The organism is Dyadobacter sp. CY323, from assembly GCF_021390245.1.
In the GTDB taxonomy this organism is placed as follows: Bacteria; Bacteroidota; Bacteroidia; order Cytophagales; family Spirosomataceae; genus Dyadobacter.
Map to the genome: position 1 here is coordinate 452,410 of NZ_JAJUXH010000001.1, position 24,803 is coordinate 477,212.

Annotated in this window: 18 protein-coding genes; 11 read left to right on the forward strand and 7 right to left on the reverse strand. The window is 47.7% G+C overall.

Translation table 11 applies throughout. The annotated features are described in order from the left end of the window. Nucleotides 1–155: 155 nt before the first annotated feature. Entirely contained in the window at nucleotides 156–2,336 is a 2,181-nt protein-coding gene (gene glgX, locus LZG72_RS01995) for a glycogen debranching protein GlgX (protein ID WP_233866883.1), read from the forward strand. Continuing rightward, complete coding sequence (gene treZ, locus LZG72_RS02000) at nucleotides 2,333–4,231, forward strand: malto-oligosyltrehalose trehalohydrolase (protein WP_233866885.1); 1,899 nt, start codon at nucleotides 2,333–2,335, stop codon at nucleotides 4,229–4,231. Before glgX ends, treZ begins: the two co-directional genes overlap by 4 nt. Here the strand turns inward: treZ and LZG72_RS02005 are convergent. Next, entirely contained in the window at nucleotides 4,212–4,769 is a 558-nt protein-coding gene (locus LZG72_RS02005) for a hypothetical protein (protein ID WP_233866887.1), read from the reverse strand. The two genes, treZ and LZG72_RS02005, sit on opposite strands and share 20 nt — an antisense overlap. 104 nt (nucleotides 4,770–4,873) lie before the next feature. After that, nucleotides 4,874–6,064 (reverse strand): class I SAM-dependent RNA methyltransferase, encoded by a 1,191-nt coding sequence (locus LZG72_RS02010; RefSeq protein WP_233866890.1) that lies wholly within the window; start codon nucleotides 6,062–6,064, stop codon nucleotides 4,874–4,876. A gap of 381 nt (nucleotides 6,065–6,445) precedes the next feature. Here LZG72_RS02010 and LZG72_RS02015 point away from each other — a divergent pair, with 381 nt between their 5' ends. The 7 genes from LZG72_RS02015 (at nucleotide 6,446) to LZG72_RS02045 (ending at nucleotide 15,836) form a co-directional block, all read left to right on the forward strand. After that, a complete protein-coding gene (locus LZG72_RS02015; protein ID WP_233866893.1) occupies nucleotides 6,446–9,964 on the forward strand; it encodes a T9SS type A sorting domain-containing protein in 3,519 nt (1,172 codons plus the stop codon). Between the two features lie 46 nt (nucleotides 9,965–10,010). Continuing rightward, nucleotides 10,011–13,253, forward strand: a complete 3,243-nt coding sequence (locus LZG72_RS02020; RefSeq protein ID WP_233866896.1) for a DUF6443 domain-containing protein — start codon at nucleotides 10,011–10,013, stop codon at nucleotides 13,251–13,253. After that, on the forward strand, nucleotides 13,250–13,507 hold the full coding sequence (locus LZG72_RS02025; protein WP_233866899.1) for a hypothetical protein: 258 nt from the start codon (nucleotides 13,250–13,252) through the stop codon (nucleotides 13,505–13,507). Before LZG72_RS02020 ends, LZG72_RS02025 begins: the two co-directional genes overlap by 4 nt. Nucleotides 13,508–13,677: 170 nt before the next feature. Beyond that, a complete protein-coding gene (locus LZG72_RS02030) occupies nucleotides 13,678–14,028 on the forward strand; it encodes a hypothetical protein (protein WP_233866902.1) in 351 nt (116 codons plus the stop codon). Nucleotides 14,029–14,195: 167 nt separating this feature from the next. Continuing rightward, nucleotides 14,196–14,645 carry a hypothetical protein gene (locus tag LZG72_RS02035; protein WP_233866905.1) on the forward strand — a complete coding sequence of 150 codons (450 nt, stop codon included), beginning with the start codon at nucleotides 14,196–14,198 and terminating at the stop codon, nucleotides 14,643–14,645. Between the two features lie 291 nt (nucleotides 14,646–14,936). Then, nucleotides 14,937–15,338, forward strand: a complete 402-nt coding sequence (locus tag LZG72_RS02040) for a hypothetical protein (protein ID WP_233866908.1) — start codon at nucleotides 14,937–14,939, stop codon at nucleotides 15,336–15,338. Nucleotides 15,339–15,560: 222 nt separating this feature from the next. Further along, a complete protein-coding gene (locus LZG72_RS02045; protein ID WP_233866911.1) occupies nucleotides 15,561–15,836 on the forward strand; it encodes a hypothetical protein in 276 nt (91 codons plus the stop codon). A gap of 197 nt (nucleotides 15,837–16,033) precedes the next feature. Here the strand turns inward: LZG72_RS02045 and LZG72_RS02050 are convergent, their stop codons facing one another. The 3 genes from LZG72_RS02050 to surE all read right to left on the reverse strand — a co-directional run bounded on the left by LZG72_RS02050 (nucleotide 16,034) and on the right by surE (nucleotide 20,602). Next, nucleotides 16,034–18,352, reverse strand: coding sequence for a c-type cytochrome (locus tag LZG72_RS02050; protein ID WP_233866914.1), 2,319 nt, complete (start codon nucleotides 18,350–18,352; stop codon nucleotides 16,034–16,036). Nucleotides 18,353–18,362: 10 nt separating this feature from the next. Continuing rightward, complete coding sequence (locus LZG72_RS02055) at nucleotides 18,363–19,664, reverse strand: MFS transporter (RefSeq protein WP_233866917.1); 1,302 nt, start codon at nucleotides 19,662–19,664, stop codon at nucleotides 18,363–18,365. Between the two features lie 179 nt (nucleotides 19,665–19,843). After that, complete coding sequence (gene surE / locus LZG72_RS02060) at nucleotides 19,844–20,602, reverse strand: 5'/3'-nucleotidase SurE (RefSeq protein ID WP_233866919.1); 759 nt, start codon at nucleotides 20,600–20,602, stop codon at nucleotides 19,844–19,846. Nucleotides 20,603–20,686: 84 nt separating this feature from the next. Between surE and LZG72_RS02065 the strand changes: the two genes are divergently transcribed. Next, nucleotides 20,687–21,592 carry a diacylglycerol kinase family protein gene (locus tag LZG72_RS02065; protein WP_233866922.1) on the forward strand — a complete coding sequence of 302 codons (906 nt, stop codon included), beginning with the start codon at nucleotides 20,687–20,689 and terminating at the stop codon, nucleotides 21,590–21,592. Nucleotides 21,593–21,601: 9 nt separating this feature from the next. On the opposite strand, the gene LZG72_RS02070 is transcribed toward LZG72_RS02065, so the two are convergent. After that, nucleotides 21,602–22,426: a maleylpyruvate isomerase N-terminal domain-containing protein gene (locus LZG72_RS02070; RefSeq protein WP_233866925.1), complete on the reverse strand. Its 825-nt coding sequence runs from the start codon at nucleotides 22,424–22,426 to the stop codon at nucleotides 21,602–21,604. A 166-nt stretch (nucleotides 22,427–22,592) separates the two neighbouring features. Between LZG72_RS02070 and LZG72_RS02075 the strand changes: the two genes are divergently transcribed. Further along, entirely contained in the window at nucleotides 22,593–23,330 is a 738-nt protein-coding gene (locus tag LZG72_RS02075; protein ID WP_233866927.1) for a peptidase, read from the forward strand. Between the two features lie 51 nt (nucleotides 23,331–23,381). Here the strand turns inward: LZG72_RS02075 and LZG72_RS02080 are convergent, their stop codons facing one another. Beyond that, on the reverse strand, nucleotides 23,382–24,767 hold the full coding sequence (locus LZG72_RS02080; protein WP_233866930.1) for a M28 family peptidase: 1,386 nt from the start codon (nucleotides 24,765–24,767) through the stop codon (nucleotides 23,382–23,384). Nucleotides 24,768–24,803 lie beyond the last annotated feature (36 nt).

Consider the following 24,803-nt stretch of genomic DNA (forward strand, 5'->3'; position numbering starts at 1 on the left):
GAAAAGCGTCCCTGTTTAGGAGGAAGTTGTTTGGCACAATTTTATATAAAATAGTGTGCTCATGCCAGTTTGGGGGAGTAAAAATGGTTTTAAGCTAAACCAAAAACGAGGGTTTTAGCTGGCGAAAAGGGTATTGAGAACTAATTAATGGATGTATGAAAAAAATTGCCAATAAGAAAATTGTAGATCAGTCAAAACTTGATAACATCGTTGTTTACCCGGGAGAGCCGTACCCATTGGGAGCCACCTGGGATAAAAAAGGGGTGAATTTTGCCCTGTACTCAGAGAATGCGACGGGTGTGGAGTTATGTCTGTTTGATAGTCCGGACAGTGTTACAGAGAATGTCAAAATACAGATCCGGGAAGTCTCACACCATGTGTGGCACGTGTATGTACCAGGTTTGAAACCGGGCCAGCTTTATGGCTACCGTGTTTATGGTCCATTTGAACCCAGCGTCGGTCTGCGGTTCAATCATAACAAATTACTGATCGATCCTTATGCGAAATCGATTTCAGGGACGATCCAGTGGCATGACGCATTGTTCGGCTATGTGATCGGCGATCCCGAGGAAGACCTGAGTTTCAGTGAACTGGATAGCGCCAACTACATTCCGAAGTCCGTCGTCGTTGATCATGAATTTGACTGGGAAGGTGTGCAGGCACCTGAGATTCCATATCACGATACCATCATTTACGAGACGCATGTAAAGGGTTTTACTAATCTCCATCCCGATATTCCGGAGGAAATCAGAGGTACATTTGCCGGTATGGCGCATCCTGCGTCCATTAACTATCTGAAAAAGCTTGGCATAAATGCGGTTGAGCTGATGCCGGTACATCACTTTGTCGCAGACCGGCATTTGAAAGAAAATAACCTGACCAATTACTGGGGCTACAACTCCATTGGTTTCTTCGCGCCGGATGCACGGTATTCCAGCTCGGGTACTCATGGAGAGCAGGTGAAGGAATTCAAAAATATGGTAAAGGAAATGCACAAGGCGGGCATTGAAGTGATCCTCGACGTCGTGTACAATCACACCGGCGAAGGCAATCACATGGGCCCGACGCTCTCGTTTCGGGGGGTAGACAACATGGCATATTACCGCCTGATGGACGGAAGGTACTATATGGATTACACCGGTACAGGTAATACGCTCAATGCCAGGCTTCCAAGTGTTCTTCGCCTGATCATGGACAGTCTGCGTTACTGGATTACCGAAATGCATGTAGATGGTTTCCGGTTTGACCTGGCCTCCACGCTGGCAAGAGAACTCCACGCGGTGGACAGGCTGAGTGCCTTTTTTGATATCATCCACCAGGATCCCGTCATATCGCAGGTAAAACTCATTGCCGAACCTTGGGATATCGGTGACGACGGCTATCAGGTAGGTAAGTTTCCAATCGGCTGGGCTGAATGGAACGGCCGTTACCGCGATTGCATGCGAGATTACTGGCGGGGCGCGGACAGTATGCTTGCCGAGTTCGCCGAGCGTTTCACAGGAAGTTCTGATTTATATAAAGGAGAAGATCGCAATCCGACTGCCAGCATCAATTTCATTACCGCTCATGACGGCTTTACATTGAATGACCTGGTCACGTATAATGAAAAGCGTAACTTCGCCAACAATGAAAGTAACATGGATGGCGACGATCATAACCGGTCGTGGAACTGCGGGGCGGAAGGCCCGACGGACGAGCCGGAGATCATTGAGCTGAGAAATAAGCAGAAGCGCAATTTCCTGACTACCCTGTTTTTATCACAAGGCGTGCCCATGCTGGTGGCCGGCGACGAGTGGGGGAGATCGCAGGGAGGAAATAACAATGCTTATTGCCAGGATAATGAAATCTCGTGGCTCAACTGGGACCAGGCGGATCATGATCTGCTTGGATTCACTCAAAAACTGATTGCATTCTGTAAAGCCCACGCGACGTTCCGACGCAAACATTGGTTTAGGGGCGTGCCCATTAAAGGAGCCGGCCTGGAAGACATCGCGTGGTTTTTACCCGAAGGTCAGGAAATGCCGGAGGAAAGCTGGAGTCACGATTTTGCCAAGTCACTGGGCGTATTTCTGAATGGGAAAGGGATCCGGCATATGAACCCCAAAGGTGAGCCGATCTACGACGACAGCTTCTACATGGTTTTCAATGCGCATTATGAACCTTTGCAATACACTCTGCCGCCGGAAAAATACGGAAGCAAATGGATTCAGGTTATTGATACTGCGAGTGGAATGGTAAGCGAAAAAGGACAGGCTTATAAAGCCGGCGAATCCGTTCGGGTAGAGAGCCGCTCGATAATGGTTTTTAAGCATAATCTGGAAGAACAAAAGATATGAACATCGAAGATCCGCAGCATCGGCTGCCGCAGCATCGGCTGGCGCAGCATCGGCTGCCACAGCATCGGCTGCCAGGCATAAGGTTTAATGAATTCGGTGAAGCACAGATTCTTGTGTGGGCACCGGAGGCAGAAGAAGTAGAGATACTTTTGGTAGATCAAAATAAAAAACTGCCGCTCAACAAGGAGTTTTACGGCTACTGGTACCTGGCTTCGCAAGAAGTGAAGCCGGGAGATTTGTACCAATATGTCATTGACAAAGATAAAAAGCTGCCAGATCCGGCGTCGCTGTCGCAGCCCGACGGTGTTCATGGTCCGTCTGCGGCGGTCGATCTTCGGGACTTTTCCTGGTCGGATAAAAACTGGCAAAATCCGGCGCTTGAAGAATATATCCTTTACGAGCTGCACGTCGGTACATTTACCCCGGAAGGTACGTTTGAGGCGGTAATCGGAAAGCTGGACTACCTGGTTGATCTGGGGATCAATGCCATCGAAATTATGCCGGTTTCACAATTTGCAGGTTCGAGAAACTGGGGATACGACGGTGTATTTCCTTATGGCGTGCAGGATTCCTACGGCGGCCCAAAAGGTTTACAGCAACTCGTAGATGCATGTCATGAAAAAGGCATCGCCGTGATTTTGGATGTCGTTTACAATCATATGGGGCCGGAAGGCAATATCCTGGCGGAATACGGGCCGTATTTTACAGAAAAGTATCACACGCCCTGGGGCGACGCGCTCAATTTCGATGATCTGTGGTGCGACGGTGTTCGCCAGTATTTCGTGGAAAACGCGCTGATGTGGTTCCGCGATTTTCACATCGACGGATTGCGGATGGATGCGGTCCATGCCATCAAAGATTTCAGCCCGGTACATTTGCTGCAGGAAATCCGAACGCGGCTCGATGCACTTTCCCGGCAGATCGGTACGACGCATTACCTCATCGTTGAAATGGATTTGAACGACACGCGGTTTATCAATCCGGTTTCAAAAGGTGGTTATGGAATGGATGCGCAATGGATCGACGAGTTTCACCATGCACTGCGCGTGTCGTCGGGACAGCAGAGAAGCGGGTATTATTCCGATTTTGAGCCGATCACATCGCTGGCTAAATCCTATAAAGATGCGTATGTGTTCGATGGGATCTACTCCGAGCATCGCAAACGCAAATTCGGTGTGAAAGCCGACGGCCATCCCGGAGAGCAGTTTATTGTTTTTTCCCAAAATCATGACCATGTCGGAAACCGCATGCTGGGTGAGCGTACCAGTCAGCTGGTCAGTTTTGAAATGCAGAAATTGTTGGCCGGAGCAGTTCTGGCAAGTCCCTATCTGCCGATGCTATTTATGGGAGAGGAGTGGGCTGAGCCGAATCCGTTTCAGTATTTCGTGAGCCATACCGACGACGAGCTGGCAGATGCAGTGCGAAAGGGCAGAAAGCAGGAGTTTGCTGCATTCCATTTGGAAGGAGAAGCGCCGGACCCGATGTCTGAAAAGACGTTCAACGAATCAAAAGTGCAATGGGAATTGCTGGACCAGGACCCGCATAGTACCATGTTACTTTATTACAAAACGCTGATTGGCCTCCGGAAAAGCCAGCCTGCATTACATAGCACCGACCGTGAAGCCCTGAGCGTCGAAGCTTTTGAAGAAAAGCAAATGATCAGCATTCAACGGGTTTCGGGTGAGCAGCACATTTTTGCGGTTCTTAATTTCTCGAAAACCAGTCAGGAAGTAGCATTACCGTCCGACCATCTCGTCTGGCATAAGTTGATTGCATCTTCGGATGAAACATGGAAAGGAGAGAAAACGCTTCCCGGGCAAATCGACTCCGGGGCGTTGCACGTAGCACCGGAATCTTTTGTGATCTATACCAATATCACAAATTCCGGATCTTGATTTTAATCTCTTTCGGTGCTGGCTCATCGCCGCCAAAATAAGGCAGAAGCTTGTATGCAATTCCCACGCCGCCTGAACAGTGGCGTGGCATTGCAGTTTCTACGCCGCGAAAAGTGAAGAGGTAGTTGTTATCCTGAAGTGCGATTTTGAAGCTAGTCGGCTCATTCAATTCTGCGGTACCCAATTCTTTTTCCGTACGCTGTCCATTTACATATATGTAAGCGTAAATGCGCAATGCGCCTTCCCGCCAATTCCATCCAAACCGTGCACTGTTTTGCTGATGCTGCGAACTGCAATCGGAAAAGCCGTAGAGCTTGTTAATGTCGTTCTGGTTTTCCGGAAGTTTGTTTTGGTAAATGCAGCTGCTGTCGAAAAGCGCCTGAAAACGCATTGAACTGCTCGTAAAAGGCGCATTAAGGTTATTTTGAACTTCGTGTTCGCCGGCGCGGATCGTGTATGTAATGAAGTCGTCCCCGAAGCTGGGGCTATTCCCAAGCCAATCACAGGAAGCACAAACCGTCATAAGAAGCAGAAGCAAAATCGAACATTTCATCCGGACTGTCAGGGGAAGTTGAGTTGGGATAACCAGGTAATGAACGAATGGAGGTCCGGAAAATTGAATTTTCAGAAAACATAACAGGATCAGCCTTCGGGGAAGGGCAACGGAGTAAATTCCCGCCTTGTACCCTCGTAAAGCTCATACTCTAGTAGTCGACAGTCAATTTTACCGGTATAAAACTCGATTCTGCGTTTGGGTTTCAAACCGATTTTTTTGGCCAGATCGAGGTTTCCTGTGAAGATGTAACCGTAATAGCCGCCACATTTTTGTTTCATAAAATCGCCGATCCGGGCGTATGTTTCTTCCAGTTCAGTCTCGTCGCCCAGCCGCTCGCCGTATTCAGGATTTACGAAGAACACACCTTTATGATCTTTTGGAATTTCTGTTCCCGTAAAATCGCAAACCTCAAAATCGATCATTTTGGCAACGCCAGCCGCGATTGCATTTTTGCGTGCATTTACGATCGCTTCCTCGCTGTGGTCGGTTGCAATGATCCGTAAATCAGGCACATCCTTTATCTGCTCTTCCAGTTTTATCTGCTCAGTATCGTAAAAATCAGCCTCATAACCCTGGAAATGCATAAATGAGAAGTTATCACGGAAAAGTCCGGGGCGGCTGTTGGTGGCGATCAATGCAGCCTCAATGGCGAGTGTACCCGAGCCGCACATCGGATTGACGAATGCGGAATTCCTGTCCCACCTGCTGGAAAGGATCGTGGCCGAGGCTAACGCTTCAAGCATCGGGGCTGCGCCGGGAATCTTCCGGTAGCCGTGACGCGCGAGCGATTCACCCGATGTATCGATGAAGATTTCGGCATTTTCATCTTTCCAGTACAAGTGTACGACCGCTGCATCCTGCCTCGGCCCGGTGGCTGGGCGAATGCCCTTTTTATCGCGGATGCGATCGACAATGGCGTCTTTTACCTTCACATTGGCGAACATGTTGTTGTTGATCGTCTCATTCTGCACATTGCTGGTCACCGAGAAATATCCATCGTCGGGCAAAATATCCTCCCAGGTCATTCCTGAAAGAAAACGGTAGACATCGTTGGCATTCTGCGCGCGAAAAGTCCCGAGACTGTAAAGTACCTGACTTGCACAGTACAGGTTCAGATTGAGTCGAATGCAGTCGTTCATGGTGCCGCGCAAACGAACGCCGGTTACAAACGTTTCAAGAATTTTAAACCCAAGATCAGCAACTTCTTTTTCCAGCATCGGAGCAAGACGTTTGTTGCAGGTAATGGTGATCGGGGCTTCGGTTTGGTAGAATGACATGGGGAATTGGCTGTTGGCTTTTAGCTGTTAGCTTTTAGCCTTTAATGATTTAAAATGAATGATCTGGCTTACGGCAAATACCGACCGCTGATAGCCGACTGCAGATAGCCGACTGCCAGTAATTCTGACAAAGCTAATCGGTAAAAGCCAAAAGCTAACAGCTAATAGCTAAAAGCTCCTCGCTTATTCACCGGCGATCTTGTTGCCGGACATCGCATGAAACCGACCGTTAGTTAACTGAATTACCGTTAAAAAGCCGCATTGAAATTTTCTGTTACCATTCCGAACCTTTGACGTCTAAATAACAGACGCCATTTCCGGTCACCGTAAATCGGTTCCGGAATGTGCGCGGATTCTATTTTTAACGTAAACCACAGGCTGATGATGACAAAATGTTTACCGATTGTTTTTTGCTTTCTATTCGTCGCGGCTTCTTTTACCGCATTATCCCAAATCCCCAACCGTCCGCAATCTCCACAGAATGCGATCCAGGCGGAAAGTGGTTTTACCAAGGTCACGCCGCCTTCGCCGCAATCCGCGTCGTTCCAGCGATATGGTGATTATCCGGTCGGGCATGTGACGGGCGTACCCGACATTTCGGTCCCGCTGTACCTGGTGAATACAGGGAAATTGAAACTGCCAATCTCCATCTCATACCATGCATCGGGATTTAAACCGAGAGAAAACAGCGGAATTCTCGGTTTGGGCTGGTCGCTGAATGCGGGTGGACGCATTTCGAGAACGGTAGTGGGCGATCCGGACGAGCTTGCATTAACGCCGGCGAAGTTCATTCCGGCCGCCCAGCTCGGCGGCACCACCGTGAATGCCTCAGATGCGGACAAACGATTTTATCAATTACAGCTCGCTGCCGACGAAACGGCTTCGGGCTCGGATTTGCAGCCGGACATCTTCTATTACAGTATGCCGGCGAGTGGCGGGAAATTTTTGCTCAAAAACCTTTTTGAAGCAAATGGAACATACACCGGAACAAATAAGCCGGTGACGGTCCCATACCGGCCGGTTAAGATCTCCTCCAATTCCGCATCCTTCAACACGACATTGACGCACCTCGAAATCGTGGATGAAGAAGGGGTTACCTATCGGTACGGACGCTCGATTGCGAATACGGACGTGATCGAAACCACCATTCCCGATCAGAAAAATGCAGGCAGGTCATTCACCACCAGTTGGTTACTGACGGACATCATTTCGCAAGGCGGGAAGGAACACATTGAATTGAAATACGCCACGGGCATTTATCACACGAGCGCATCACGGACAGACCTGGGCAAGATCAGCAGCTTTGACCTGGGAAATGGTCCGCAGTCGGTGAATGGTTTTGTAACGCCCGGTGCAAGTGCATTTCCTCAAATTACTATTTATCAGGGCATTGTAACCTCGGTGCATTACGTCTCGCTGCTGAAATCCATCGAATGGGAAAATGGAAAAGTGGCTTTTACGTACGAAAATGGAAACATACCGAATGCCTACGAAGGAACGAAGCTGAAAACCATGGAGGTGTTTGACATTAGCAACAACCTCGTGCAAAAACATGCGTTTTCGCAGGCGCAGTATGCCGGAGATACGAAACGTTACAAGTTGACCAAAGTCGAGCGGGTCGCTGTGCCAGCCGGTGCGATTTCTGAAACACACAGTTTTGAATACAACGAACCTCCGCAACCGGCTCCCATTAGTCCGGTGGACCTGAAAGGCATCGATTATTGGGGCTATTACAATGGATTGAATGCAAATGCGAGCCTGATCCCCGGCAATTTCAAAGTGTTGGTTTCGGCTAAAAATGGTGGGCAGACCACATATTCTTCCGGCACGGCGAATCGCGAGGCAAATGAAACGGCTACAAAATACTATGTGATCAAGAAAATTACGTATCCGACCACGGGTTCTACCGAGTTTGAATTTGAAGGTAACAAAGCCTGGTGGGGTGGGGCGGCTGTTAATGCAGGCGGATTGCGGGTGAAACGGATCATTCACCAGGTCGAGGGGCAGCAGGAGATAAAGAGCTATCAATACGGTGGCGAGCAATGTGCCGGGTGCGGCTTTATCCGGCTCAATCCATTTCAGACGGAGAGTTTCTGGACATTGGGTTATGCCAATAAACACGTTCCGATTTTTAGCGGATGCGAAGCTGAGAACACGTTTGTGGTCAAAGTTTCTTCGGATATCGTCGACGGTTCGGCGCATTTTGAAACCAGTCCGGTGCTTTACACGAATGCGACCGAATACGTCGGGGATGTAAATGCGAATCAGGGTAAAACGGTTTTTACGTATGATACGCCGAGTCTGACCTTTGCCAACGATCCGGTTCTGAGGTATTTATCCAATGTGGATTTCTGGAAAGGCTCGCATTTGCTGTCCAAAGAACCGCAGGCTTTCATTGCTGGAAACTACACGACCATTGAAAAGGAAACCTATCAGTACGATCAGATCCTCCGGGATTCGTTGCAGGCGCAATACATCGAGCCTTTCGCAACGGATGCAGACTCGGGTGAACCTTCCTTTGCCCACCTCGTTTGCGGCCACACCAAAGATGCCTTCAAGCTTTTTGATTATACAATCAAAACCGGCTCGACGCTGCTGAAACAGAAGCAAGTAGTGAAAAATGTAAATGCTGGTGGCGGCATTTCCACCACTGAAACTTATCAGTATCCGGCCGATTATCTATTTCCAAAATCAAAGATTTTCACAAACAGCGAGGGGCAGTCTGTTGAAACGACATTCGCCTATCCGTTCGACTTTCCGGCGTACGCCACTATGACCAATGCGAATATCATTAGCCCCGTTATTTTGCAGACGGTGAAAGAAGGAAATGCGGCTGAGGCGACGAAAACGGATTATGGGTGTGCGTCGGGAACATGGGGGATCTCGAATCCGTGCATCTATGTGCCGTCGGTCATTTCCTCGCAAAGAATTGAAAATAATGTCGCCGGGCCGGTTTTTACGGAAACCACATTTAATGCATATAATAATCGGGGATATCTGACGCAACACACATCGCGCAATGGCATCCTTACCGGACTGGACTGGTTTACCAGCGGAGGCAATGCGAATCTAGTATCGTCGGAAACGACGGGTTTGAATTCGAGTATGCCTCAGACCCGGTCGTTTCAATATGTGCCACTGGTTGGTATCAAAAGCGTAACTGACGCGGACGGCAAAGCCACATTCTACGATTATGATGCACTGAACAGGTTGAAAAACGTCCGGTCGGGCAGTGTAAATGGCCCGGTTCGCGCTTCGTACTGCTACAATTACGCGGGACAGGCAGTTGACTGTCAGTTAATTGCAGCCACAGGCATTGTCAATCCGCCGGCCCTCTTTCTTTTACCGGATACAAAAGGTGGCGCATTACCTGTCACGCTCGTCCGTTTTGTCGCGATCAAAGACGAGCAAACCACGCTTTTAAACTGGTCAACTTCTTCTGAAACCAACAGCGAACGGTTTGACATTGAGCATAGTAGTAACGGGAAATCCTGGACACGGCTAGGAAGTGTTGCTGCCCGCGGCGGGGCCGCCCCCGGCAAGAGCAGTGACGCTGAACTTTATTCATTCAGAGATCTCAGCCCGATGTCCGGCGAAAATTTGTATCGGCTCAAAATGGTCGATTCGGATGGGACTTTTGCGTACAGCCGCATTGAAAATCTTCATTTTAAGCATGATCTTCAGGTTTATCCAAATCCGGTAGCCGGCGATAAGCTATATATCAAATCCGGCGAAAAGGTCAGTCGGGTAACGATTTACGATCTGAAAGGCAATGTCCGGTTTTCGGGCAATGCGGAAAATGGGTTTGTGGATGTCGCGCATTTGAAATCAGGCAGTTACCTCATTCAGATTAATGCGTCCAACGGTTCCGTGAGCACACACCGGATCGTAAAAAACTAGTCTGCTGACTCGCCATTTATTTATTCATCCAAAACCGACACGCTACATGAAGTATATTTTATCCCTTTTTCTAATCCTTTCGGGCATCTATTGCCTGGGGCAAACTGGCAGCAAAAACTACATTCTTTCCCGTAATTTCAAACAAACCGGCGCCAGTCCGCATGATGTAAGTAAAGTCAATATCCAGGTGCAATACCTCGACGGTCTGGGCAGGCCGCTGCAACATGTTGCGGTCGGGCAAAGTCCGTCCGGATCTGATATGGTGCAACCCATCGCATATGATGCATTTGGGCGGCAGACATTTCAATTTTTGCCATATGAGACTGGAAGCAATGGTGCGTTTCAGGCTGGTGCTGTCGCCGCACAGGCCGGTTTTTTCACTGCTAACTCCGCCGGGCTCGATGCGACCGATCTTGCGAGACCGTTTTCGGAAACGGGTTTTGAGCTTTCCGCATTAAACCGGCCCTTGACGCAAAGAGCTGCCGGCAACAAAAGCGCCGTTGCCAATCTGAGCTATGGTGTGAATGCTGGCGGGGAAGTGAAGCTTTACAATTACACCGCCAATGCCAATATCCTCCTCACAATCAACGCAAATGGCGATCATGCAGCGGGGAAGCTGAACCGAATTCAAACAACGGATGAAAACGGAAAGGTTAGCATTGATTTTACGGATATGCAGGGGAGGCTCGTTTGTCGGAAAGCAATGGCCTCGGCCAATGAAATCCTGGCCACTTACTTTGTCTATGACGATTATAGTCAGCTCCGTGCGGTGCTACAACCTCAATATCAGGACAATGCAAGTGTCGCTGATTTCGCTTTTTTAAATGAATATGATAATCGCGGGCGAATGGTAGCAAAAAAGCTTCCTGGCTTCGGAGTTGTCAATTTCGTCTACGACAACTTCGACAGGCAGGTAATGTCCCAGGATGCGGGGCAGCTTGCGAGAGGTGTGTGGGGATTGACTAAATACGATGCTTTAAACCGCGAAGCATTCACAGGTGAAGTTACGTCCGCATCTTCGAGAGCGGCATGGCAGGCCAGTTTTAATGCAAGTCAGGTGCATCATGAGGACAAAACTGCCGGGGGAATCGGATACAGTTTAAATAATACATTGCCCAATATTGCCGAAAGCAATGCATTGGTTGTGAGTTACTATGATGATTACACCTTTCCAAAACCGGCCAATCTGGTTTATTTGAACACGTACGGAACCAATGCACTGGTCTCCGCCAAAAATCTGCCAACCGGGACCCGCACAAGAATGCTTACCGCAGCAGGGATGTGGCTGACCAGCGCGCATTATTACGATGCGGAATACAGACCCATTCAAATGGTTCGCGAGTTGCACGATCTGGGAGCTGGCGCGATCGAGCGGGTTTCTACAAATTATAAATACGATCTGGCCGCTGTGGTCGCCCAGGAAAAAACGGAACAAACCGTTTCTACCGGGACGAGCGTATTTACAAAAACCTTCGAATATGACCATGCCGACCGGCTGCTGAATGTGCTGGAAAAATTGGATCACGGCGGCAAATCGCATGCCGCAGTGACGTTGGCGCAACGTTACAATGCGTTGGGGGAGCTGCAACAGAAATGGTTTCATTCGGAAGACGGGAAGAATTTCCGGCGGAGAACAACCTATACAAATAACATCCGCAACTGGCTGACGCAAGGCCGGACCCATTACAAAACCAAGGAAAATGAGCCGGATTCATCGTTCTATGCATTTGGACTTTTGTATGCAAGTGGAGGCAACTACACCAATGGCAATATCAGTGAAATTCAGTGGAGTGGAAAGGCGGAAAATATATATAAGAAAGGGTTGGTATTTCTATATGATGGCGCTAACCGTTTGTTGACCTCCGCCGGGCTGAACAATTACAAGGAAACCGAGAGCGGGATCAGTTATGACAAAAATGGAAATATCAGATCCATGCTGCGAAATGGCATCGCCGTGGATAATCTGACATATGCGTATATCGGCAATCAGCTTTCGGCTGTCACGGATGCTTCCGGAAATAATACCGGCGTCAAAAGCGGGATTAACAGTTACAGCTACGATGCAAATGGAAATGTGACAAGTGATGGCAACCGGGGCGCGGTACTCACTTACAATTATCTTAATTTGCCAAAAACCGTCACGATCGCCGGTAAAACGCTGATCTACGATTACGACGCCGGCGGGACGAAGCACAAGTATGTTGCTGATACGCTGACGGTTAAATACGCGGGGGCTTTCGAATACAATCAGGCCAATGCATTCAAACGACTGGCATTAAGCGAAGGTCAGGCCGTTTTCAGGAAAGATACTATTCGTTTTGATTACTATCTGAAAGACCATATCGGGAACGTCAGGGTGGTTTTCGACGAGCGCGGCCGCATTCTGCAAAACACGGATTATTATCCGTTTGGGCTGGAAATAGACCGGAATGCCCCGGTTCAGACGCAGGCTGCGAGGAATGGAGTGAACCGGTATAACTTCCTGGGAAAAGAAACGCAGGTCGGGACCGGGTATATTGATCTGTCGAGACGGTTCTATGATCCGGCGGTGGGGAGGTTTATGCAGGTCGATCCGGTTACCGAATCACAGGAAAGTCAGTCGGTTTATCAATACGGATGGAATAATCCGATTTTGCTGAGTGACCCAAATGGCGCGTATCCGGATAGCCGGGACAAAGACGGTTTTCTGATTGCAAGATTGGTAACGACTGCTTTCTTTGATGCGAAACATGCGATCATCAATACGGGAGCAAGGCTACTGGGTTCTAATATCCGGGCTGGATACAGGGTCGAGGATGGACAACAAGTTTTCGAGACGCAAATTAACAGACAAGTTGCTGACAATTCGGTCACAGGAGTAGCCCAAGAAGCGGCAAATGCAATCGGCGACGCGGCTTTGGTCGCAGGTATCAGCTCGGGGTCTGTTAATGCGGGGAATCTGCTTTCGAAGACGAGTGCGGAGTCGCAGGTTGTTAAAGTAGGAAAGGAAATAGCCAATGAGGTAACAAAAGGAATAAAAACCGCTACCGGCTCGAAAGTTACTGGTTTTACTAGACATGGTATAAATCGGGTATTAGAACGGGGGGTGACACCAAATGCTATTTTAGATGCCTTAAAAAGCCCTTTGAAAACTGGCCGAGTAGCAACAGATGCAACCGGGAGACAAAGTCAGAGATTTGTAGGACAATTTGGAGAGATCGTTATTAATCCTCAGACAGGCAAAATTGTTTCTGCTAATCCTACTTCAACGAAGAGGGCAATTAATCTTTTAAAGAAATTAGAACAATGACAGTTAAGCTTAAAAAGGAGGAGTTTGATTATCTGAGTAACAGTCTCTTGACAGAGAATGAAGATCTTTATTCAAAACTGCAATTTAGCGCGAGAGGTAGCTTTTTCTTTGTTGAGGTAAGCAAGGAAATCGTGGACGAGGTGCATGAATGGGCAATGGATGAGTTGCAAAGAATTGGATTCGACATTAATTATGATCTAACAAAAGAAGGTAAAATATTGCAAGGATTGGTAGATACGCTTTTTGAAGGATAGAAAAAGCGTATCACACCTCACCCCTCAAAAATCATCCCCATATTCAACATCGCCCCGGCCCGCGCTCCTGTGGCAACTACAGTCGCAATTCTGCGGAACATGGTGGTGCTGGCCGTGAGTATTGTGTCTTTCATAACCGGTTATAACAAAGGTAGGGGAGTGTCTCGGATGTGAGACATTCGTATGTTGCTGATACGCTGACGGTTAAATACGCCGGGGCTTTCGAATACAATCAGGCCAATGCGTTCAAACGACTGGCATTAAGCGAAGGTCAGGCCGTTTTCAGGAAAGATACTATTCGATTTGATTACTATCTGAAAGACCATATCGGGAACGTCAGGGTGGTTTCGAGTGCGGAGTCGCAGTTTGTTAAAGCAGGGAGAGAGCTTGTTGCAGAAACATCGCGAGCGGCAAGACGTCAAGCTATGAGAGATGCAGGAATTCTAACAAGCCAACAGCCATATTTGCAATCGAAAAATGCGTCTGGCAGCGAGTATCGCTATGATATTTTTAAAAAATGAGGCGGCAAGGAATTGAAGTCAGTTCAACAACAGTCCATGGATAGAAGCCATCCAAATGAAAACCATTGGGAAGCGGGTACAGTAAGAAGAGATGCCGACGGAAAGGTGAAAATGAATAATTATGGTAGACCCAGATTGGGTAATGATAAATCAAAAGTTGACTACTAATGGAAAAGTTTGAGCAAAAACGAAGGAGGCTATTTGACAAGCAGGACATACCCTCGTACGTGACAGAGCTTAATAAAATCTTGGTGATTCGTGTTGATCCTACCGATTTATTATCTATCGAAGTATCAGACGAGATACGCCAGAAGAATTTAGCAAAAAATTTAAAATTCTCGGCGAAAATATTATTCGAAGAAAAAGATAAGCTTAGAAAAATTATTACAGCCAATGAGGTATCGGGTGCCAAGTACTACTTATTTACCAAACTTTCGAAAGATTGTGGATCTCTATTGTTGGACTCCTTCGATGATTTCAATTTTGATTTTTCCTTCGATGCCTTACTATCTGGCGTTATTACTTTTACGCAGGAAGATTTATTAAAAGAAATTGTCCTGGATTTTTATGAGGAGCGTGGGGTTAAATATTTAGAGATTGAGATTTACGAAAAATAGCTCAAAAAGCCTCTGGTGAGGGAAACACGAAAAAACCTGATTTAAATAGCAAAAAACGTTCAACCTTGAACAAATACGTCCAGATCATCCAACATCTAACACCCAACACCTCACCTCTCAAAAATCATCTCTATATTCAACATCGCCCCGGCCCGCGCTCCTGTGGCAACTACAGTCACAATTCCGCGGAACATGGTGGTGCTGGCCGTGAGTATTGTGTCTTTAATAACCGGTTATAACAAAGGTAGGGGAGTGTCTCGGATGTGAGACATTCGTATTGCTGATACGCTGATGGTTAAATACGCGGGGGCTTTCGAATATAATCAGGCCAATGCGTTCAAACGACTGGCATTAAGCGAAGGTCAGGCCGTTTTCAGGAAAGATACTATTCGTTTTGATTACTATCTGAAAGACCATATCGGGAACGTCAGGGTGGTTTTCGACGAGCGCGGCCGCATTCTGCAGAACACGGATTATTATCCGTTTGTGCTGGAAATTGATCGGAATGCCCCGGTTCAGGCGCAGGCAGCCAGAAATGGTGCAAACCGGTATAATTTCCTGAAAAAAGAAACGCAGGTCGGGACCGGGTATATTGATCTGTCGAGACGGTATTATGATTGCAAGATTGGTAACGACTGCCTCTTTGATGCGAAACATGCGATCATCAATACGGGAGCAAGGTTACCAGAATAAAGTATTTGCAGAAAGGGCTAATGGAAAACCACTATCAGCGTCTGATGCGGCTGACAAGTACGGTATAAAAAAAGGCAGCGCAAGAAATTACGTAGAGTTCAGAGTCCCTTTTAACAGGTTAAGTACTAATAAGAATGCTCAGACCGGCGTAATCGAATATATTTTGAACGGAAACGTGAAACTAGACGAAAGTGCTAAATTTTTTAAACGCAATTAACAATTATGAGAGCAAAGCTAGTCCGGGAAATAGAAATCGAATTGGATTTAATTTCAGAAACGGAAACAATTGAAGTAAATCTCAAACAACTTTTATTGGTCTATAAAGCAGTTGAGGATTGGAGAAGTTTCTTTCATAACTCTATGCACTATTCCACGATTGATGACCTAACTAATTATGTAGGAAATAGAAAAGAAGGCATGTACGCCACAATGAATCATATTTATATGGAGACGTTTGGACAACTGCTTCCTGGTGATATTGAGGATAGATTAGAGTAAAACCACCTCACCCCTCAAAAATCATCTCTATATTCAACATCGCCCCGGCCCGGGCTCCTGTGGCAACTACAGTCGCAATTCCGCGGAACATGGTGGTGCTGGCCCTGAGTACTGTGTCTTTCATAACCGGTTATAACAAAGGTAGGGGAGTGTCTCGGATGTGAGACATTCCCCTACCTTTGATTTCCTGTCCAGTATCAGATGCCGTTTAACTCGGCTTCTGTAAATGCCTTTTCCCTGCCGGTCAGTTTCGTGCGCATTTTAACAACTTCCTCCGTGGTGACCTTGTCCGCATTGTTTCTCCACGATTTCCTGATGAAGCTCAGCAACTGCGCAATGTCCTCGCTGGGCATATCCTTATCATAACCGATCCCGGGCATATCACCACTCACTTCGGGGGTTTGGTACACATGACCGTTTACTTTAACCGGCCCGGTAAGACCAAAAAGTACAATGGAGATCAGCTTGTCTTTATTGCCGGTTACCCACTCCGACTGGTTCAATGGGGGAGCGAGTGATTTCACGCCGCCACCGTCCGGACCATGGCACGTCTGACAAATGGACGTGAACAATGCTTCGCCTTTTGGAAATTCTTTTTTCAATACCTCCGGATTCCGGTTATTCTGTGCACTTTTTACTGCTGTTACAACGCGTGTCAGCTGTTTGTTCAGGAGGGAATTCGGGTCACCTGCCGAGGCAAGTAGCTCGCTCTGAAATGGTTCTTCACGATCTTGTAAATTACTGATTACCGCATCGGCCACATACCGGTTGTTCGGATATTTCGCCGCTAGTTTGGTTAGTAGATTCTTCGATGCCGTGGTATCTATCGCCTCAATGCGTTTGCTGATAAAAGCAATATATGGAGCCGCCAGCGTATCGTTATTGTCGATCAGGCCGTCAAATGCAGATGCGAATTGCTTGTACGAACCGGGCGTCAATACTGCCGGGGTGGCCGATAATCCCTGCATTTTGTAAACCCAGGACGATTGCCCGATCCATGCCATTACCTCTTCCGGTTTCAATGAATTTAAGCCTTCTAAGGTCCACAATGCATGAATTGCCAGCAATGGATTGGCAGTTTGCTTAATCGCCTCGCGCAATGCGGGTACCGTTTGATTGTATTTTCCATCCACCAGCTTTTGCTGCGCTCGGTCGCGGACCCAGCCATTTGCATGTCCGAGCAAGGCGACGAGCTTATTCGCATCGTCCGGGATCAGCACTGGTTTTGCAGAGGTATTTTTTGGAACAACCTTGTAAATCCGACCGGCGGAAAGTGGCTGAGTAAGGTCACGTTTCCCGATCTGGTCTTTGAGGTATGGTGTCAGGTAGGTTTTATGCTGGATAATTCCGCGGTACATATCGAGGATGTACATGGCGCCGTCGGGTGCATTGTAAAGACTCACCGGGCGGAAACGCTCATCGGTACTGGCCAGGAACTCTCTGCCTTTGTAAGCCTGCTGACCTTTAACCACATACCCGTTTTCAGCAAGAATATTGCGTTTGATCAGGTTTGCGGAAGGTTCGGGGACAAATGCATTGAACTGGAACGATTTGTCGAACAAGTCTCCTCTGTAAACCACGGGGCCCGCCGCTGCTGTGAAATCATTGAGACGCAGGCTATCGTCAAGGATATTTTTCATATAGCCGCGGTTCACGCCTGGCGTGGGGTGCAGCGGATATACTTTGTTGTTGGCGACTGCTTTCTCGTTGTAACCCGCAACACCTCTTTGATTTTTATTCCAGGCTCCGAGACCGGCCGGGAAATAGTCGCCGAGCAGGTTCTGTGAATTATTATTATAGTAAAGTCTGCCGTAATTGTCCTGGCAAATTCCCCACTGTCCGCGGAAATGCGTATGCTCGATCACCCATTTGCCACTCACTTTGCGATAGCGTTTGTCTGATTTTGCATTGTAAATCCAGTTATCCATGGCGCGCAAAAGGCCATTTGGCTGGTGTTCGACGTTTCCACCTTCGGTATATTTAGGATCGACCAAAACTCTTTTACCTACCTTGTCATTTTTAATTTCGTAAAACCAGAGATTGGTCGGTTCGGCAACCAGTATCCCGTTGTCAATCAGGCATATGGCGCGAGGAAGTGTCAATGAGTCGATGATTACTTTCCGGTCGTCGTAAACGCCATCCTGATTTTTGTCTTCCAGGATCACGATGTTGCCGTTCGGAATTTCTTCACCCGTACCAATGGTATCAGGCATGTAGCCGGTCATTTCTACCACCCACATTCTGGCTTTGTCATCAAACTGCATAGCCACCGGAGAGCTGACCAGAGGTTCCGAAGCGACAAGTTTCACCTCAAAACCTGCTTCCACCTGCATTTTGGCAATGGTGTTTTCCGGTTTTATAAAAGGCGATAATCCAGGTGCAGCAGCTGGCGCATCTTCTTGTTTAGCAACTTCGGCAGCCGTTGACTGGTTGGTAACGGTTTGCTTATTTGTTTTACAATAAAAAAGTGTAAACGAAATGGAAAGGAATAGGAAAGGATAACTGTACTTTTTCATTTATCGCGTATTATTTCAACTTTAACGATTCTTCGACTGGTTTCATATTGGTGGTGAGGAAATGTATGATCAACCAGGCTACCATATAAGCTAATCCGCAGATAATGAATAAAATGTTATACCCGGCACCAATGTTACCCAACAGTTTGTAATGGTCAAGCAAAGCCCCGACGAGCAATGGGAAAAATGTGGAGCCCAGAGATCCGGCCATTCCGCCGATTCCTACCACAGAACTCACCGCTCTTTTTGGAAAAAGATCGGAAACGATGGTGAAAATGTTGGCGCTCCAAGCCTGGTGAGCGGCGGTGGCAATACTGATAATCCCCACTACAACCCAGATATCCGTTGCAAACTGGGCAAGAATGATCGGTAAAACCGCGAATGCAACGATGAGTAAGGTTGTTTTTCTGGCACGCAAAGGTGCCCATCCTTTTTTAATAAGGTGAGATGACAGATACCCGCCGGCGATACTGCCGATGGTAGTAGCGGTATAAACGATCGCCAAATGCAGACTCGGCTTTTTGAGATCCAATGAAAAAGTGGTCGCGAAATAAGATGGCAGCCAGAATAGGAAAAACCACCAAACCGGATCGGTCAGGAATTTACCAACGATGAAAACCCAGGATTGACGTAGGGTCAGCAACTTGGTCCAGTGAATCGGCGTTTGGTCCGTGGTAGCCACATCTTCGTCATCGCTATGGATAAACGCGAACTCTTCCGCGGTGATCTTTTTATGACGGGACGGGATTTCATAGAATATCCACCAGAAAACCAGCCAGATAAAGCCCAGCGCACCGGTGATCAGAAACGCTTCTTTCCATCCATATGCACCGAGCAGCCAGGGAACCAGAATGGGTGCAGCAACCGCTCCAATGCTGGTGCCGGAGTTGAATATACCCGTCGCGAGCGCACGCTGCTGTCTCGGGAACCATTCGGCGGTTGCTTTTACAGCAGCCGGAAAGTTACCTGCTTCGCCTAAGCCCAAAAGTGCCCTCACCGCAGCAAAACCTGCCGTGCTGCCAACAAATGCGTGTAAAACAGCTGCAATGCTCCATATTACAATGGATACTGCATAGCCCATTTTCGAGCCTATTTTATCAATGATATTACCAAAAACGATGTATCCTGCAGCGTAAAAACCCGCGAAGATCATCACGATATTGGCGTAGTCGGTTTCCGTCCAGTTAAATTCGGTTTCAAGTGTGGGTTTTAACAATCCGAGAATCTGTCTGTCGATGTAATTGATTGTGGTTGCAAAGAAGAGTAATGCACAAATAAGCCAGCGGTAGTTACCAATTTTGGGTTGTTCCATAATGAGGATAAACTGATTTCTTGGATTCAGGGAATGAAAAAAATGACTGTCTGCATGTAAGACTGTTTTTTGGCCGTTCTACCCCTTAATTGAACTACAAAGACTTCAATAAAAAAGAATCCTGCCGATGTGCGACAGGATTCCGGTATTCGTATAGTGCGGTATGTTAGCTTTTTAGATCAACTAACGTTTTGTGGCGTCACACTCTCAATCGGGTAGGCCAGTTGGGCTTTCAGCAGCTCAGCTTCATTGGTAAGATCCAAACGAAGCGGAGTGATGGATACAAAATGGTTTTCAATTGCCCACCGGTCCGTTCCTTCTTCGGCGGGTTCCAGCGGGATCACGGTAAACCAGTAATGCTTCCTTCCCATGGGGTCGAGGCCGGGGACGATGTTGTTATCATAAAGCCTCACCGACTGGCGGGTCCAGCGCACACCTTGCGGGTTATGCGGGAAATTCACATTGATGAGATTTAAATGCGGGTTATTGAAAAGCAGATGCAACGTCTTTTCGACAAACGGATCCAGCGCGTCGAAATCAGGCTCAATGTCCGTCGGCGTGCTTAATGCAATTCCTTTTAACCCAAAAAGAACAGCCTGTTTCGCAGCGGCAAGCGTTCCGGAGTGCCACATGGCATTACCCAGATTCGGTCCCATGTTGATCCCCGAAAGAACTACATCCGGTTTGTCCCACAAATGTTGCCCCAATGCAACACAATCGGCCGGCGTCCCATTTACCCGGTATGCTTCAATTCCGCCGAAATCGACAGGGGATTTTTTATAAGATAATGGTCTGGATGCTGTTATCGCGTGCCCCATGGAGGATTGCTCTACGTCAGGAGCGACAATTTTTACTTCCCCGAACCTTGCTGCAATTTTCGCCAGTGCAGCAATTCCAGGACTATATATTCCATCGTCGTTTGTTACCAGGATTTTCATAAGCTGTGCAATTTTTTTGAAAACCCTAATAAAATTATGCCTGGTATGTTTTTTGTTCACCCGCTTTAATCCTAGTTATCTTCTATGAAAAAAGTCAACCTGTTGCACAACCCCACAGCGGGGGATAATGATTTTACAAAGAAAGAATTGGCGAAGCTGATTAAAGAAGAAGGTTTTGAATGCTCCTACGCATCAGTAAAGGAAGAGGGTTGGGACAATTTTAATGATGAGACGGATTTCCTGGTCGTAGCGGGAGGAGATGGTACCGTTCGGCGAATCGCCAAAGCATTGATGAGAAGGCGGGTTTTGGATAAGCAATTTCCTGTTGCGCTGCTGCCGCACGGGACTGCAAACAACATCGCTGCTGCTCTCGGAATCGGAGGCGAGGTAAGAGATATCGTGAAGAAGTGGCACCATCATCATCTCAAACCGTTTGACATCGGAAAAATACGGGGAGCGGAGGGTGACCTTTTCTTTCTGGAGGGTTTTGGTTATGGGATTTTCCCGCGTCTGATGAAGGTAATGGATAAAATGAGGGAGGAAGACATTGGTACCACCGTGGAGGAAAAGCTTAAAACGGCAAGGATAAAACTCGCTGATCTTGCCGGTGACTTCGAAGCCAGACCTTGCCGGATCGTCGCCGATGGGAAAGAGTATTCGGACAATTACCTGATGGTGGAGATTATGAATATCAGGTCTATCGGGCCGAATCTCGTTCTCGCGCCGCATGCTGATCCCGGGGATGGCTGGTTTAATGTGGCAATGGTTGCCGAATCGCAACGCCCGAGGTTCGAGTCTTACTTACAGGCCCTTGCAAATGGGGAGAAACATGAGTTTGACTTCACCGCCATTCAAGCCAGGAACATTACAATAACCTGCGAATTCAAAGAATTTCACGCTGACGATGAACGTATGAAGTCAGAAGAACCGTTGGAAATCAATGTCGAATTATTGGAATCGAAGATGCAATTCGTCGTAACAGACAAATGATCTGACGACTTACGCCATGACCGCAATCAGGTTTAAAGAAACCAGGGCAAGCTGCTGGTCGCCGGTCAATTTGGATGTTTCGAATGCTTCCGTGGAAGTTATTGCTTTTGTGAAAAGCTTCCATGCGATCTCCGCCGGAATGAGGATTCCTGCATTCGGTCCGGCTAACGGAGCTTTTTCAATCTGCCAGCCACTTTGGTTTTTTATCAGGTACCAATTGAGTTGCTCGTTTTGGAGACTAATGCCAATTTCAATACAGGTACCTGTTTTGGCATCCGTATTTCGGTAAGTATGGGGCAAACCCCGCAATAAGGTCTCGATGAAAGGATAATACAGTGTGCGTTCCATGATGCCCGGCCGGCCGACTGCCTCACGGATCTGTTGCTGATGGTGCCATTTTTCGGTGTATTCGCGGGCAATGTGAAACCAGTTTTCAGAGGTTTCTTCACCCGCCCACGAAACGGGAAAAATCGCCTGCGAATGCAAATCCTGCCCGGCCATGATTTCGGAATACTGTTTGCCGGTTGATTCCAGCAGCTCAATAAGTAAAGCCGTACTTAATCGTTTCGTAGCTTTTACCCAATCCGCATTATACTGGTTCAGAAATGCCACGAGGTCCGCATACGAGTGGATTTCGCGGTCGGGAGGCATACTGTGACGGTCCCTGTAAAGCGAAATCGTCCGCATATTCCCATCCAGCAGATGTGACGCGACATCTTTCACAGTCCACTGCCTGGCCACGGTCGGTTTATTCCAATCTCCTGGTTCAAGCGATTTCAGAAGCGTGATGAGTTTCTGATCCAGAATGGGGAAAATAGGAATGGTATTGGTCATGAAAAGTCATTTTGGCAAAACGCAATTTTAAAAATTAATCACGAAAAACGGACTTTTTTAACTTCTTCATTGCCTGATTTGGTACTTTTGAGGCTAGTTTAAGTAGGTATCGGGTCAAAATGAGCGCTTAACAGGCACTTTCCCGGTGTTATCAAAAGAAGAAAAAATGACTTATTGTTTAGGAATAAAAGTAAAAGAAGGCTTGGTCGCCATTGCCGACACCCGGATCACCGCAGGCACAAGTACTACTGTAAAAAGGAAAATGTATGTGACCCAAAAGGATAACTATTCGATGTTCATCATGACGAGCGGCCTGCGTTCGGTGAGGGATAAAGCGGTACATTATTTTGAAGACATGATCAGCGAAGGTGTGGTGTATAACAAGCTTTATAAGGCTGTAAATGCATTTGGCGAGCAGATCAAACGGGTGGCAGAGGAAGATAAAGCCAACCTGGAACGTTCCGGTTTTAAGTTTAATCTCAATACAATCGTCGGTGGGCAGCTGAAAGATGATACCGATCACAAGCTTTTCTTATTGTATTCGGAAGGCAATTGGGTGGAGCTGGACGAAGGTTCTCCGTATGTGATCATTGGGAATTCGGGTCAGGGCAAAGCGATTCTGAACCGGGTTTTGAATGATAACTCCACGATGAAACAGGCTTTGAAAGCCGGCTTTTTGTCTTTTGATTCTACGCGGGTCAGTAACAATGACGTCGACTTCCCGATTGATGTGGTTTTATATAAAAAGAACAGTTTCTCAATTGTTGAACACCGTTACGAACGGGAAGATCTGCAGCAGATCGCTCAATTATGGGCTGATAAGCTCAAACAGGCGTTAGATGACATCCCCGAAGAATGGATGGATCAGACTTTTGATAAAATCCCGGCCGTCGCGCCGGAATAACAAATGGGGCCGCTGAAAATTTTCAGCGGCCCCATTTGTTATTGTTTCTGGTTAATCCAGGCCATATTTATCGATCAGGTACAACATGGAAGCCATCGCCGCCGCACCCAGTTCCAACTCTCGTTTACTTACTGCCTCGAATGAATCATTGGAAGCATGGTGGTAGTCAAAGTAACGTTGCGAATCGGGGATGAGGCCAAGTAACACTGTTCCCTGCTGAGCAAGTGGGCCAATGTCCGCGCCGCCGCCTCCCGGCCCAAGCTCGTGGATTCCGTATGTTGCAAACAACTTTTGCCATTGCTGGATCTTTGCTTTCTGCGCAGCATTGCCAACAATACCGAAACCCAGTGGTGTAAATCCACCCCGATCGGATTCAATGGCGGCAATGTGCATTTCTTTTTTTGACTTTGCCGAATCGGCATACGCAATGCCGCCTTTCAGTCCATTTTCTTCATTCATAAACATCACAGCCCGGAGCGTGTTGTTCGGCTGGTAACCCAGAGTTTTCAGAATGCGGACCGCTTCAATGGATTGCACGCAGCCCGATCCGTCGTCGTGCGCCCCCTGGGCGAAGTCCCAGGAATCGAGATGTCCGCCGACCGCGATGTATTTTGCTGGATTTTTGGAGCCTTTCAATTCTCCGATTACGTTGTGAGAGGGTGCGTCCGGCAACGTTTCGCAGCTTTGTTCAAAATAAAATTCAGTATCCGGATTCTCCTTCAGGGTTTTGCTTAGTAGTTCCGCTCCATTGGTCGTGATCGCCGCGGCCGGTATAATAGGAGCGCCACTTGCATATCGCATACTGCCGGTATGGGGCACATCATCGAGCCTGGTTGTCATAGATCTCACCAGCGACCCGACTGCGCCTAACTTCGCCGCTTCGCTCGCACCGGCACCACGCTGCTCCACGGCGCCCGCATAAGCCTCGAATGTGTTAAGCTTCGTAGGATCCATGGGGCGGTTGAAGAAAACGATTTTGCCTTTTACTTTTTCAGTACCCAGTTCGCGCAGTTCCTGGAAGCTTTTTACTTCAATTACTTTTGCCCGGATCCCGCCTTTCGGAGTTGCGACCGAGCCGCCCAATGCAGCAATCGGGACTACTGTTTTCACTTTGTTGCTGTAAATGGCGGCTTTTTCTTTTGCACCACGTACCCAATGCGGCACCATCACATTTTGCAGAAAAACCTGATTGAATTTTTCCTGCTCCATCACCGATTTCGTGTAAGCTACCGCTTTGGCAGCACCTTCCGAGCCACTCAGCCGGGAACCCACATTTTGCGTGAGGTGCCGGAGCCACTCGTAGGATTTACCCTCCGAAAGTGAGGTATTGAATATTTTGCGGATAAAAATGGAATCTGCCTGATAGTCGTTTTGGGCGAAAACAGGAGCGGCAAATCCCAGGAATCCCAGGGACAGGAGTGGTAACAATTGTTTCATGAATTGACAAGAATATGATAATGGCAAATGTAAACC

Excerpts from the sequence above, each read along its gene's own strand:
- LZG72_RS02020 (WP_233866896.1), top strand. The coding sequence starts at position 10,011 with ATGAAGTATATTTTATCCCTTTTTCTAATCCTTTCGGGCATCTATTGC.
- LZG72_RS02045 (WP_233866911.1), top strand. The coding sequence starts at position 15,561 with ATGAGAGCAAAGCTAGTCCGGGAAATAGAAATCGAATTGGATTTAATT.
- LZG72_RS02025 (WP_233866899.1), top strand. The coding sequence starts at position 13,250 with ATGACAGTTAAGCTTAAAAAGGAGGAGTTTGATTATCTGAGTAACAGT.
- LZG72_RS02010 (WP_233866890.1), bottom strand. The coding sequence starts at position 6,064 with ATGTCATTCTACCAAACCGAAGCCCCGATCACCATTACCTGCAACAAA.
- treZ (WP_233866885.1), top strand. The coding sequence starts at position 2,333 with ATGAACATCGAAGATCCGCAGCATCGGCTGCCGCAGCATCGGCTGGCG.
- LZG72_RS02065 (WP_233866922.1), top strand. The coding sequence starts at position 20,687 with ATGAAAAAAGTCAACCTGTTGCACAACCCCACAGCGGGGGATAATGAT.
- glgX (WP_233866883.1), top strand. The coding sequence starts at position 156 with ATGAAAAAAATTGCCAATAAGAAAATTGTAGATCAGTCAAAACTTGAT.
- LZG72_RS02075 (WP_233866927.1), top strand. The coding sequence starts at position 22,593 with ATGACTTATTGTTTAGGAATAAAAGTAAAAGAAGGCTTGGTCGCCATT.
- LZG72_RS02050 (WP_233866914.1), bottom strand. The coding sequence starts at position 18,352 with ATGAAAAAGTACAGTTATCCTTTCCTATTCCTTTCCATTTCGTTTACA.
- LZG72_RS02015 (WP_233866893.1), top strand. The coding sequence starts at position 6,446 with ATGATGACAAAATGTTTACCGATTGTTTTTTGCTTTCTATTCGTCGCG.
- surE (WP_233866919.1), bottom strand. The coding sequence starts at position 20,602 with ATGAAAATCCTGGTAACAAACGACGATGGAATATATAGTCCTGGAATT.
- LZG72_RS02080 (WP_233866930.1), bottom strand. The coding sequence starts at position 24,767 with ATGAAACAATTGTTACCACTCCTGTCCCTGGGATTCCTGGGATTTGCC.
- LZG72_RS02040 (WP_233866908.1), top strand. The coding sequence starts at position 14,937 with ATGGTTAAATACGCGGGGGCTTTCGAATATAATCAGGCCAATGCGTTC.
- LZG72_RS02035 (WP_233866905.1), top strand. The coding sequence starts at position 14,196 with ATGGAAAAGTTTGAGCAAAAACGAAGGAGGCTATTTGACAAGCAGGAC.
- LZG72_RS02055 (WP_233866917.1), bottom strand. The coding sequence starts at position 19,664 with ATGGAACAACCCAAAATTGGTAACTACCGCTGGCTTATTTGTGCATTA.
- LZG72_RS02070 (WP_233866925.1), bottom strand. The coding sequence starts at position 22,426 with ATGACCAATACCATTCCTATTTTCCCCATTCTGGATCAGAAACTCATC.